The following is a 12,967-nucleotide window of genomic DNA, read 5'->3' as shown; positions in this document are numbered from 1 at the left end:
AACTAGAGGCAATCATGAGCAAAGTCAGACTGGTCGTTGTGGGCAACGGCATGGTGGGGCACCGCTTCATCGAAGAGTTGATCGAGCGGGCCGACCCGGGCCGCTACGAGATCACCGTCTTCGGTGCAGAACCCCGTCCCGCCTACGATCGCGTCCATCTCTCCTCCTACTTCTCCCATCACACCAGCGAAGATCTCTCCCTCGTCAAACCCGGCTTCTACGACAAGCACGGCATCCGCCTGCTGCTCGGCGAAGCGGTGAAAAAAATCGACAGGGCCAACCGCGAAGTGCACTCCAACAAGGGCACTGTGGTCGGGTACGACAAGCTGGTGCTGGCCACCGGTTCCTACCCATGGGTGCCGCCCATCCAGGGCAGTCAGCACCACGAGTGCTTCGTCTATCGCACCATCGAGGATCTGAAAGCCATCCGCAGCGCCGCCAAGAGTGGCAAGAGCGGGGTGGTGATCGGTGGCGGCCTGCTTGGCCTCGAAGCCGCCGGCGCCCTCAAGGCACTGGGTCTCGAAACCCATGTGGTGGAATTTGCTCCGGTACTGATGGCCGAGCAGCTCGACGGTCAGGGCGGCCAGCTGCTGCGCCGCAAGATTGAATCCATGGGGGTGCAGGTACACACCAGCAAGAGCACCAGCGAGATCCTGATGCATGGCGGCGAGCAGGCGAAACACCGCCTCGCCTTCGCCGACGGCAGCCAACTGGAAGTGGACGTGGTGGTCTTCTCCACCGGCATTCGCCCGCAAGATACCCTCGGCCGTTACGGTGATCTCGCCATCGCCGAGCGCGGCGGCATCGTCATCGACGATCACTGCCTCACCTCCGACCCCGACATCTACGCCATCGGCGAGTGCGCCGCCTGGCAAGGCCGCTTCTTCGGGCTGGTAGCGCCGGGCTACAAGATGGCCCAGATCACCGTCGACCATCTGCTAGGCAGCGACAGCCGCTTCGAGGGGGCGGACATGAGCGCCAAGCTGAAACTGCTCGGCGTCTCCGTCGGCTCCATCGGTGATGCCCACGGCCGCACTCCGGGCAGCCACAGCTATGTGTTTCAGGACGATCAGGCTGGCGTCTACAAGAAGATCGTGGTGAGCGAAGACAACAGCCGCCTGCTCGGCGCCGTGCTGGTGGGTGACGTGGAAGATTACGGCAACCTGCTGCAGATGATGCTCAACGCCCTGCCGCTGCCGAGCCACCCGGACACCCTGATCCTGCCCGCCTACGCCGGAGCCAAACCGACTCTGGGGGTGGATGCCCTGCCGGAAAACGCCCAGATCTGCTCCTGCTTCGACGTCTCCAAGGGCGACATCGCCAAGGCGGTGACCGAGGGTCACACCACCCTTGCCGCCATCAAGCAGCACACCAAGGCCGGTACCGGCTGCGGCGGCTGCGTGCCGCTCATCAGTCAGGTGCTCAACGCCGAGCTGGTGAAGCAGGGCATCGAGGTCAACAACCACCTCTGCGCCCACTTCCCCCACTCCCGTCAGGAGCTGTTCCATCTGGTCAAGGTGGAGGGGATCAAGAGCTTCGACGAACTGCTGGCCAAACACGGTCAGGGCTATGGCTGCGAGGTGTGCAAACCGACCGTCGGCTCCATCCTCGCCTCCTGCTGGAACGAGCATGTGCTGAGCCCGCGTAACATCCCGTTGCAGGACACCAACGACATCTTCCTCGGCAACATGCAAAAAGACGGCAGCTACTCCGTCATCCCGCGCATGGCCGGTGGCGAAGTGACTCCGGAAGGGCTGCTGGCGGTGGCCGAAGTAGCCCGCGACTACAAGCTCTACACCAAGATCACCGGCGCCCAGCGCATCGGCCTGTTCGGGGCCCAGAAGGATGACCTGCCCGCCATCTGGCGCAAGCTGCTGGCAGCCGGATTCGAGACAGGTCAGGCCTACGCCAAGGCGCTGCGTATGGCCAAGACCTGTGTCGGCAGCACCTGGTGCCGCTTCGGCGTGCAGGACAGCGTTGGCCTCGGGGTCTTCCTCGAGAACCGCTACAAGGGCATTCGCACCCCGCACAAGATGAAGTTCGGCGTCTCCGGCTGTACCCGTGAGTGTGCGGAAGCGCAGGGCAAGGATGTCGGCATCATCGCCACCGACGCGGGCTGGAACCTCTATGTGGGCGGCAACGGAGGTATGAAGCCGCGCCACGCCGACCTGCTGGCGTCTGACCTCGACCGCGAGACCCTCATCAAGCTGATCGACCGCTTTATGATGTTCTACGTCACCAGCGCCGACAAACTGCAGCGCACCTCGGTCTGGCTCAGCAATCTGGAAGGGGGCGTCGACTACCTGCGCGAGGTGATCGTCGACGACAAGCTGGGGCTGGCCGACACCCTGGAGCGCGATATCCAGACCCTTATCGACAGCTACGAGTGCGAATGGTCGCGCACCCTCAACGAAGAGGAGGCGCTCAAGCGCTTCAGCCACTTCATCAACAGCGACAAGCGCGATCCGGACGTCCAGTTCGTCGCCGAGCGCGACCAGCACAGACCCGCCACTCCGGCCGAGCGCATCCCCGTCTACCAGATCGAGGTGGAAACCAAATGATGAAACTTGCCTGCCAACTCAACGACATACTCCCTGGCACCGGCGTCTGTGCTCTGCTCGAGGGGCGTCAGATCGCCCTGTTCCGCCCGAGCGCGGTGGCCGAGGTGTTCGCCATCGACAACCGGGATCCCTTCTTCGCCGCCAACGTGCTGTCGCGGGGCCTGATCTGCGAACACGACGGCGAGCTCTGGGTGGCCAGCCCGCTCAAGAAGCAGCGCTTTCGCCTGAGCGATGGCCACTGTTTCGACAACCCGGCCATGTCGGTTCAAAGCTATCCCGTTGAAGTGCGCGACCAGCAGATCTGGGTCGCCGTCTAAAGCCAAATTCACTCTCTTTCGGGCTGCCTGCGGGCTGCCCTTTCAAGGACTCACAAGATGTACACGGAAACCATTAACAAGTGCGCCGCCAACGCGGCCCGCATCAACCGCTTCGAGCGCAGCGACAAGCTCGGCTTCTGGCTCAGCTCCGCCATGGCGGGGGCCTATGTGGGCCTCGGCATCATCCTCATCTTCACCCTCGGCAATCTGGTGGATCCCGCCATCCGGCCGCTGGTGATGGGGGCCACCTTCGGCATCGCCCTGACCCTGGTGATCATCGCCGGCTCCGAGCTGTTTACCGGCCACACCATGTTCCTCACCTTCGGGGTGAAAAGCGGCAAGATCACCATGGCCGACCTGCTGCGCATCCTGCCGCAGACCTGGGCCGGCAACCTGATTGGCTCCGTCGTGGTGGCGCTCATCTACTCCTACGGCGGCAGCCTGCTGCCGGATGCAGGCAGTCTGGCCCACAAGGTGGCGCTGGCCAAAACCCAGGCTCCGGCCCTGACTCTGTTTATGAAGGGGATCCTCTGCAACTGGCTGGTCTGCCTCGCCATCTGGATGGCGCTGCGCACCGAAGGAGCCGCCCGCTTCATCGCCATCTGGTGGTGTCTGCTGGCCTTTATCGCCTCCGGCTACGAGCACTCCATCGCCAACATGACCCTGTTCGCCCTCTCCTGGTTTGGTGCCCACTCCGAGGCCTACACCCTGGGCGGCATCGGCCACAACCTGCTGTGGGTGACCCTGGGCAACACCGTCTCCGGCGCTCTCTTTATGGGCCTCGGCTACTGGTATGCCACCCCCAAGGCCGAGCGCCCGGTCGCGGTGAGCGACACCACCAGCACCGCCAACCAGACCCGAACCGCCTGATCCGGAGGCCCCATGGACTACTTGCCCATCTTTTGCCGACTCGACAACAAACCCGTGCTGCTGGTCGGCGGCGGCGAGGTAGCGGAGCGCAAGGCGCGCCTGCTGCTGGATGCCGGTGCCCAGCTCACAGTAGTCGCCCCCGAGCTCGACCCCGAGCTGGCTGAACTGGCGGCCAACGGCAGCATCGAGTGGCTGGCCGGTGAATTTGCGTCGCAGCAACTGGCGGGCAAGTGGCTGGTGGTGGCCGCGACCGATCGGCGCGAGGTGAATGCGCTGGTTTACCAGAGCGCCAATCAGGCGCGGATCTTTGCCAACGTGGTGGATGACCCGAAACGCTCCAGCTTCATCATGCCGTCGATCATCGATCGCTCGCCGCTGATGGTGGCCATCTCCTCCGGCGGCAAGGCGCCGGTGCTGGCCCGGCTGCTGCGGGAAAAACTGGAAGCCCTGCTGCCTCAGCATCTCGGCGCCGTGGCGACCTTCGCCGGCAGCCTGCGGGAGCGGGTCAAGGCCCGCTTCGCCAGCATGGGGGAGCGGCGTCGCTTCTGGGAGCGGCTGCTCGGGGCAGACCAACTCGGGCAGGCACTGGCGCGGGGCGATCACGCCTCTGCCCACCAGCTGGCCGACAACCTGTTTGCCGATGAAAGTCACTCCCGTGGCGAGGTGGTGCTGGTGGGGGCTGGCCCCGGCGATCCGGGCCTGCTCACCCTGCACGCCCTGCGCCAGATGCAGCAGGCGGACGTGGTGGTCTATGACCGGCTGGTCTCCGACGAAGTGATGGCGCTGGTGCGCCGGGATGCCAAGCGCATCTTCGTCGGCAAGCAGGCGGGCAACCACTGCGTGCCGCAGGAGGGGATCAACCAGCTGTTGCTGGAGGAGGCGAAGAAGGGCCAGCGGGTGGTGCGGCTGAAGGGGGGCGACCCCTTTATCTTCGGCCGTGGCGGCGAGGAGCTGGAGACGCTGGTCGGCACAGGCATCGGTTTTCAGGTGGTGCCCGGCATCACCGCGGCCAGCGGCTGCGCCGCCTACGCCGGTATTCCGCTCACCCACCGCGATCACGCCCAGAGCGTGCGTTTCGTCACCGCCCACGGCAAGGGGGGCGCCCGGGATCTCGACTGGCCGCTGCTGGCCAAAGATCGGCAAACACTGGTCTTCTATATGGGGCTCTCCTCCTGCGCCACCATCCGCGAGCAGCTGCTGGCCCACGGCAAGGCGAGCAACACCCCGGTGGCGCTGATTGAGCGCGGCACCCAACCCTGCCAACGGGTCATTCGCGGCACCCTCGATGAGCTGCCCGCGCTGGCGGTGGGGGTCGAAAGTCCTGCCCTCATCATGGTGGGCTCGGTGGTCACTTTGGCCGACCAGCTCGCCTGGTTTGGCGCAGCACCACAGCCTCAGCGAGCCCTCGCCTGAACCCTGCCAACGCCTCTCTTAAGAGGCGTTTTCTCTGCCCCGCACCCTGACCAGATAATGCGCCCAATAGTGTTAAAATCAGGCTGAATTCCTGACAGCCCGCTGCACTGGACAACCTCTATCATCAAGCCCCCATGTAAAGAGCAAACATCCACGGGTAATGATGATGACAATCACCTCCATCAGCCAATCGCAGCATACCAGCGGCACCTCAATATCAGCCCCCATCAGCCCAACAAACGTCCCCAAGCACGATGGTCCATTAGCCAAACGTGACCTGCAATCCATAACCGAACGCCCCGGGCTGCTGGCCCGCTTCTCCGCCGCCGTGCAGCACAACCTGCCTGGTCGCTCTCTGCTGGATCGCCAGCTGACCAGCGACGGCAAACCCAACCCGACCAGCGCCTTCCGCTTCAGCATGATCAAAGATCGCCTGATACACCTCGGCGTTCGCCTATTCCTCGGCACAGTCCGTGACTCGGTACCCCAGCATGGCGGCAGCGTCACCTTCAAGTTCGCTCAGACCAAGGGGGCCTTCCTCGGTGAGATCATGAAACACGGGGACACTTCGGGCGGCGTGTGCGAGTCGATCTCCGCCCACTGGATCAGTAGCCACGCCAAGGGTGATAGCCTGTTCAACCAGCTCTATACCGGCGGCCAGAAAGGTCAGTTTCAAATTGACACGCTGGTCTCCATCAAGCAGTTGCAGATGGACGGCATGCAAGAACACGTCGATCAGGCTCAGGTCACAAGCAACTGGCTCACCGACCACAACCTCGTACCGCGAATGAGCAAATCCGGTTATCCAATGCCCCCTGTTTCTGGCCAAACAGGTTCACAAGGCCCGGAACAGCTGGTTGCAGCGATTCTGGATACCCGAGGTGAAAGTGCCGAGTACAAGAAGATCAGTTTCTCGGGCAAGATGGCCGGCCACACAGTGGCAGCCCATGTGGATGAACAACAGGGAGTTACCTTCTTCGATCCCAACTTTGGCGAGTTCCATTTCCCTGACAAGGGACAGTTCAAAAACTGGTTTACCAACGCCTTCTGGCCAGGCTCCAAATACAATCTTGAGATCGGACTTGGGCAGGAGTTCGAGGTTTACAACTTCAAGGGGGCTGACGCATGAGCCATTCCACCTATCGTGAACTGGTAGAGGGGCTGTTCAACCGGCTGGGGATAACTCCTCTTCCCTCCGAAGAGGGGGTTTATACCCTGCTGGTCGACGAGCGCCTGCGGGTGATGATCGGCTGCTATCAGGAACAATGGCTGCAACTCTACTGTGAACTGGGCCCCCTCCAGCCCCCCAGCGACAACCTGTTCGGTGCCCAGTGGCCAGCCCATGTACAGGGTACGCTGGATGGGCAGACGATCCTCTGGTCCCAATATCCTCTGGCACTGCTGGATCAGACGAGTCTTGAAGCTTGGCTAGAACGATTTATCGACGATGCCGAGGCCCGGCTTGCCCCGCCAGATTGCCACGGCTCGTTGCGAGCAAGCCCCCACCTGCTGAGAATTTGAACCACCTCAGCCCGGGGTCGCCCCCCGTCACCCGATCCCGGCTGAATAACTCTCTCACCGGGATCGGGCGATGGCCATGGCTGGCAATCTGTGAGTATTTAAAAGAGCTGAAGGGATCAACCCACTCTTCATAAGTTAAAGTTGGGTCATTCAGGTAAAACCCATAAATTAAATTTATACATAGCCATTTTCCCCCCAAACCGCCCTCCTCCTGCCATTGCGCCTGCACCAAACCCTCGCCCGATCTATGCTGGATAAATCTCTGCACCACTGCGCGCCGTCATAACCTGTTGTTTTAAGTCTGGTATCCTATGGCTATTCGGCCCTATGGCCACCAGCTCAGGAACCTCTCCATGTCTCTTCCCATCAAAAACAGCGCCAGGCAGCGTGCGGAAGACAGATCCCGCATTCTCACCCTGCTGCTGCGCGATGACGCCCTCACCGACAGCCTGCTCGATCCGCAGGCGGTGCAGGATGCCGAACAGCGCGACCAGACCAGCGAGCTGACCCGGCTGGTCAACAGCCTGCCCGCCGCCGACGTCGCCGATGCGCTGGAGTCGCTGCCGCCGGATGAGCGCCATGTGTTGTGGGCGCTGGTGAGTGAAGAGAAGCGCGGCCAGACTCTGGTCGAGGCGTCGGAGACGGTGTGGGACAGCCTCATCAGCGGCATGAGCGACAAAGAGCTGCTCGATGCCCTGCGCACCCTCGATATCGACGATCAGATCTATCTGGGCCAATACCTGCCCCGCAACCTGATGGGACGGCTGCTTACCTACATGGCCCCCGCCGACCGGGATCGGGTGCGCGAGGTGATCCGCTACGGCAAGCACACCGTCGGCGCCATGATGGATTTCGAGATCATCACCATCCGCCCCGAGGTGACGCTCGCCACCGTGCAGCGCTATCTGCGCCTGCGCGGCAAGATCCCCGCCAACACCGACAAGCTGTTCGTCATCGATCGGCGCAACCACCTGCTGGGGGAGCTGCCGCTCACCACAGTGCTGCTGCACAAACCGGACACCCGGGTGAATGTAGTGATGGAGCAGGATCCGGTCACCTTCGATCCGGAGGATAACGACGAAGCGGCCGCCCGCACTTTCGAGCGGGATGACCTGCTCTCCGCCGCCGTGGTGGATGGCAAGGGCAAGCTGATGGGTCGCCTCACCGTCGAAGAGGTGGTGGACCTGGTCTATGAGGAGAGCGACACCGACCTGCGCCGGATGGGGGGTATCAGTGAAGAGGAGGATGTGTTCGCGCCCGTCTCCAAGGCGGTCAAGACCCGTTGGGCCTGGCTTGCCATCAACCTCTGCACCGCCTTTGTCGCCTCGCGGGTGATCGGCCTGTTCGAGCACACCATCTCCCAGCTGGTGGCGCTGGCAGCCCTGATGCCCATCGTCGCCGGGATCGGCGGCAACACCGGCAACCAGACCATCACCATGATAGTGCGGGCGCTGGCGCTGCAGCACATTCAGGCAGGCAACCTCTCCTTCCTGCTGCTGCGCGAACTCGGGGTGGCGCTGATCAACGGGCTGGTGTGGGGCGGCACCATGGGGGTGGCGACCTTCCTGCTCTATCAGGATGCGGCGCTGGGCGCCGTGATGACCCTGGCCATGGTGCTCAACCTGCTGGTGGCGGCGCTGATGGGGGTGATTATCCCCATGACCATGAACCGGCTCGGCCGCGATCCGGCCGTGGGCGCCAGCGTGATGATCACCGCCATCACCGACACCGGCGGCTTCTTTATCTTCCTCGGTCTCGCCACCCTGTTCCTGCTCTAAACCCGCGCAAGAAAAACCCCCTCCTCTCCATATAAAAAGCCCCGGCATAGCCGGGGTGAAAACGGAGAGGAAAACATGTGGAAGTCATTAAGGCTGCTTGTCAGCCATCAGTACAAAACCATTCATCTCGGGGAAGCCGATCACCAGAGTCTCTTTGCTGGTTTGCGGGTGCTTTATCACTGTGGAGTAGGCAATCTCACCATTTTTGGCGGCCTTCAGCCCCTTGAGCCACTTATCGGCAATATAGCCAGCACCGACCATCTCTCTGTTGAAGTTGCACTTGGGATCCGCAAATCCGGTAAACGTCAGCGCACTCAGTCCTGCGCTCGCGGTACCTGTGCCCACCAGAGTGCAACCATGGTAGGGGAATTGAATTTCAACGGTCAATGCACCGCTGTTGTTGCTGGTCTTGATATCCCCGACCATAGCGTCGGTCTCGCCTTTATAGTCCGCCTCGCTCCAACGGGCACCATTTTCAATCGAGAGTGAAGCCAGTTTCCGAGTGGAGATCTGGCCACGCCACCCGGCAAAAATTTCGGTATTGTCGCCAAACTTGAGACCGTTGGTGGCAAAGTCAAACGCTCTGAGCTTTTCGGTCTGCCCCTTGAGGTTGACTACCTCCTGCTCCTTGAAGGAGATCAGATGATAATTGCTTTCCGAGCTGCCGGAATGCGTGAGACCTCGCTCGGAGTCACGAATCACCGAAATGGGGTAGATGCCATCTTTATCGGCATCTTTACCGGTTTTGCCCAGCCATTGGGAAGCCGTGTCATTCTTTTCCATCTCGGCCCAAACGCCCCAGCGTTGCTCTTTGTTCCGCTCGGGATAGACCAGAGCAAATCCCTCGGCGCCGGCAATCATCTTCAATGGGGCGCCATCTTTGTCCCGACCCAGCAGGTTGGCTTCGTGAACACCAACCTCCGGCAGATCCAGCGGCAGGCGCTTGGCAATACTGTTGGCAGCTTTTTCGCCATCACAGGCGGACAGAGCTGCAGTGCAGGCCAAAGCCAGCAGCGCCTTGTTACACATTCTCATGGTTGTTGTTCCTTGCGATTGCTTTGTAATTAGAGGTGCAATAAATCGGCGCTGAATTTAATTGAGAGGTCACTCGGCAGTCGAATGGAGATCTGTAACCAACCATTACAGACGAGCAAAAAGGCCCCAAAAAAGATCCAGTTACCCCACCCTTTTTAGCGAAACCGCAGCAATACAAGGCGTCACGCATGGCGAGAAAAATTGGAAAAAACTGCCAAATCAGACCCATAGCTCTATTGATAGGAGCCATCTTAGTCGGGAGTGTTAGCAGGCTCACAGCCACCCTCTTTGGTCGCCGATAAAATGCCCGATGCTGGCAATTCCCATAACAAAGAGAACCCTACCCATGAAAACCACTCTCAAATTGAGCGCAGTGGCCGTTATTCTTTTGCTGTCCGGCTGCAACGACAACAACTCTCAGGCTCCCGGTGACGTCAACCTGAGGCTGATAGAGACCTCGGATATCCACTCCAACCTGCTGGGTTATGACTACTACCAGAACAAGCCGGATGCCTCACTCGGCTTCTCCCGCACTGCAGTGCTGATCCGCAAGGCGCGCGAAGAAAACGCCAACAACCTGCTGATCGATAACGGCGATCTGATTCAGGGCACCCCGCTGGCCGACTACATCCACGACCAGCAGGTCAAACAGCAGTGGCTGAGCAAGCAGACTCACCCCGCCATCAAGGCGCTGAACACCCTGAACTATGATGTCGGCAACCTGGGTAACCACGAATTCAACTTTGGGCTCGATTTCCTCGCCGCGACGCTCAAGGGGGCCAACTACCCCTATATCAACGCCAACGTCTTCGAGGCCGATGCCTTCAGTCGCGATGGCAAGGGCACCATCGACTGGAGCAAGCAGAAGTTCAAACCCTATGTGCTGCTGGATCGTCAGGTGAAAGATGCCAACGGCAACAACCAAACCATCAAGGTTGGCGTACTCGGCCTGACACCGCCCCAGATCACCCAGTGGGACAAGCGCAATTTGGAGGGCAAGGTGGTGGTGGCCGATATGGTCGAGACTGCCGAGCACTATGTGCCCGAGATACAGGCCAAAGGCGCCGACATCGTAGTGGTGGTCGCTCACACCGGCATCATTGGCGACCCGCGCGAGCCGCTGATGGAGAACGCCGCTCTGCCGCTGGCCAAGGTGAAAGGGGTCAACGCCCTGCTGCTGGGCCACGCCCACCGCACCTTCCCGGGTGATTACCCCAACATGACCGACGTGGATAACGACAAGGGCACCCTGGCGGGCGTACCGGCTGTCATGCCCGGTGTATGGGGCAACCACCTCGGTATCATCGACCTGCATATGACCTGGCAGGATGGTCGCTGGCAAGTCAGCTCCAGCCAGGCACAGCTGCGCAAGATCGACAGCAGCGCCACCAGCGTGGAAGATCAGGCGGTGGTCGATCAGGTCATCACCGAGCACGAGCAGGCCAACCAGTGGCTGGATGAACCGCTCAGCAAGATTACCCAACCCATCCACAGCTTCTTTGCGCTGGTACAGGATGATCCCTCCATCCAGATCGTCAGCGATGCCCAGCTCTGGCACGCCAAGAAGTTGCAGCAGGATGGTCAGCTCAAGGAGAAGTGGCCGATCCTCTCTGCCGCCGCACCGTTCCGCGGGGGCCGCAATGGCCCGACCGATTTCACCTATGTGCCGGCGGGCAATATCTCCCTGCGCAATGTGGCCGACCTCTATGTCTACCCCAACACCCTGCAGGTCGTGGCCATCAACGGTGCCACCGTCAAGGAGTGGCTGGAGAAGAGCGCCGTCCAGTTCAACAAGATCGACCCCGCCAATCCCGCAACCCAGTGGCTGGTCAACGAGAAGTACCGCACCTACAACTTCGATGTCATCGACGGGGTCAACTACAAGGTCGATGTGACCAAGGCGGCCCGCTACGACGTGGATGGCAACAAGGTGAGCGACAGCTACCGCATCACCGATCTCACCTATCAGGGGCAACCGGTCGATCCGGCCCAGATGTTCTATGTGGTGACCAACAACTACCGCGCCAGCGGCGGTGGCAACTTCCCGGGCATCAACAGCAAGGTGATCGTCCATGAAGATCCCTTCGAAACACGCGAAGTACTCTCCGAGTATCTGAAGCTGCTGGCCACCAACAATCCGGGCGGCTTCACGCCAGCGGCAGACAACAACTGGCAGCTGGCCCCTCTGCCCGGCACGCTGGATCTGCGTATCTACAGCTCTCCGCGCAGCGAGGCGCAAGCCCTGACCGGCGGCAAGCTGAACTATGTGGAGACCCTGCCGGCCAGCGATCCCAAGCACCCCGGCTTTGGTGTCTACAAGCTGGTCCCCTGAGTCAGAAACCAACCATCCGGCCAAGCCCCCTCCCGTATGAGGGGGCTTTTTTATTTCCAGCCCACCCGGCAAGGCGGCCACAGTATCCACGCAGCAGCAGCCATAAAAAAACAGGCCCACCGAAGTGGGCCTGCTGTTATCTGTGTGGTCGGGAATATCGCGCTTAAGGGCGCTACTCCCGCTCCTTCACATAGGGTGTACCAAGTGCCTTCGGCGCCACGGCGCGGCCGATAAAGCCGGCCAGCAGGAACACGGTCAGGATGTAGGGCAGTGCCTCGATGGCCTGCACCGGAATGGCGAAGCCACCGATGCTGACCCCTTGCAGGCGGATGGCGACCGCATCGAGGAAGCCGAACAGCAGGCAGGCAGCCATGGCATTCCAGGGGCGCCACTTGCCGAACACCAGCGCCGCCAGTGCCATAAAGCCCTTGCCCGCACTCATGTTGGGGATGAATTGGGCCGTCTGGGCCACCGCCAGATAGGTGCCACCGATACCGGCCAGCAGGCCGCCGATGAGGAGCGCGGTGTAGCGCATCCGCACCACAGAGATACCGGCGGTATCGACCGCTGCCGGTGCCTCACCCACCGCCCGCAGCCGCAGACCGAAGCGGGTACGGAACATCACCCACCAGGCCAGCGGTACGCAGGCGAACGCCACGTACTCCAGCAGGGAGTGGCCGCTCAAGAGCTCGCTGTAGAGCTGGCCAATCACCGGCACATCGTAGAGCTCCTTGGCATAGGGGAAGTCGATGGGAGCAAAGCGAGCATCGCCGGAGAGCGCCGGCGTCTGGCCACCCTGATCGAACCAGTAACGACCCAGCGTCACAGTCAGACCGGCCGCCAGAATGTTGATGGCCATCCCGCTCACCACCTGATCACCGCGGTGGGTGATGGTGGCAAAGCCGTGCATCAGGGCAAACAGCACCGAGATGGCAATCCCGGCACCCAGTCCCACCCAGGCGGAACCGGAGACCGCCGCCGCCGCACCACTGGCGAACGCCGCCGCCAGCAGTTTGCCTTCCAGCGCGATGTTGACCACCCCGGAGCGCTCGCAGAACATGCCGGCCATGGCGGCCAGAATGAGGGGCGGCGCGGTACGGATGGTGGCATCCAGCATCAGGATCAGAATTTCAAACATGA

General features: G+C 61.5%; 10 protein-coding genes. 8 read left to right on the top strand and 2 right to left on the bottom strand.

What is annotated here, in order from left to right:
* Positions 1–14 precede the first annotated feature (14 nt).
* From nirB to mgtE, 7 genes are all read left to right on the top strand, one after another.
* A complete protein-coding gene (gene nirB, locus AACR93_RS09485) occupies positions 15–2,561 on the top strand; it encodes a nitrite reductase large subunit NirB (RefSeq protein ID WP_043850603.1) in 2,547 nt (848 codons plus the stop codon).
* Entirely contained in the window at positions 2,561–2,878 is a 318-nt protein-coding gene (gene nirD / locus AACR93_RS09480; RefSeq protein ID WP_043850666.1) for a nitrite reductase small subunit NirD, read from the top strand. The genes nirB and nirD overlap by 1 nt, the downstream gene beginning before the upstream one ends.
* Before the next feature lie 57 nt (positions 2,879–2,935).
* Positions 2,936–3,748 carry a nitrite transporter NirC gene (gene nirC, locus AACR93_RS09475; protein ID WP_043850602.1) on the top strand — a complete coding sequence of 271 codons (813 nt, stop codon included), beginning with the start codon at positions 2,936–2,938 and terminating at the stop codon, positions 3,746–3,748.
* A gap of 12 nt (positions 3,749–3,760) precedes the next feature.
* On the top strand, positions 3,761–5,161 hold the full coding sequence (gene cysG / locus AACR93_RS09470) for a siroheme synthase CysG (protein ID WP_043850601.1): 1,401 nt from the start codon (positions 3,761–3,763) through the stop codon (positions 5,159–5,161).
* A gap of 166 nt (positions 5,162–5,327) precedes the next feature.
* Positions 5,328–6,290, top strand: a complete 963-nt coding sequence (locus AACR93_RS09465) for a YopT-type cysteine protease domain-containing protein (protein WP_043850665.1) — start codon at positions 5,328–5,330, stop codon at positions 6,288–6,290.
* Positions 6,287–6,682, top strand: coding sequence for a CesT family type III secretion system chaperone (locus AACR93_RS09460; protein WP_041209779.1), 396 nt, complete (start codon positions 6,287–6,289; stop codon positions 6,680–6,682). The genes AACR93_RS09465 and AACR93_RS09460 overlap by 4 nt, the downstream gene beginning before the upstream one ends.
* A gap of 353 nt (positions 6,683–7,035) precedes the next feature.
* Positions 7,036–8,460 (top strand): magnesium transporter, encoded by a 1,425-nt coding sequence (gene mgtE / locus AACR93_RS09455; RefSeq protein ID WP_043850600.1) that lies wholly within the window; start codon positions 7,036–7,038, stop codon positions 8,458–8,460.
* 87 nt (positions 8,461–8,547) lie between these two features.
* Here the strand turns inward: mgtE and AACR93_RS09450 are convergent, their stop codons facing one another.
* A complete protein-coding gene (locus tag AACR93_RS09450) occupies positions 8,548–9,495 on the bottom strand; it encodes a hypothetical protein (protein WP_042029566.1) in 948 nt (315 codons plus the stop codon).
* Positions 9,496–9,841: 346 nt separating this feature from the next.
* On the opposite strand from AACR93_RS09450, the gene AACR93_RS09445 reads away from it, so the two are divergent.
* Positions 9,842–11,827, top strand: a complete 1,986-nt coding sequence (locus AACR93_RS09445; protein WP_043850599.1) for a bifunctional 2',3'-cyclic-nucleotide 2'-phosphodiesterase/3'-nucleotidase — start codon at positions 9,842–9,844, stop codon at positions 11,825–11,827.
* Between the two features lie 172 nt (positions 11,828–11,999).
* Here AACR93_RS09445 and AACR93_RS09440 read toward each other — a convergent pair whose 3' ends face one another.
* Complete coding sequence (locus AACR93_RS09440; RefSeq protein ID WP_043850598.1) at positions 12,000–12,965, bottom strand: ABC transporter permease; 966 nt, start codon at positions 12,963–12,965, stop codon at positions 12,000–12,002.
* Between the last annotated feature and the right edge of the window lie 2 nt (positions 12,966–12,967).

It is taken from the genome of Aeromonas sp. L_1B5_3 (genome assembly GCF_963866575.1).
Classification (GTDB): Bacteria; Pseudomonadota; Gammaproteobacteria; order Enterobacterales; family Aeromonadaceae; genus Aeromonas; species Aeromonas jandaei.
The sequence above is the reverse complement of the archived record's forward strand: the minus strand, read 5'-3'. Positions and strand labels throughout refer to the sequence as shown.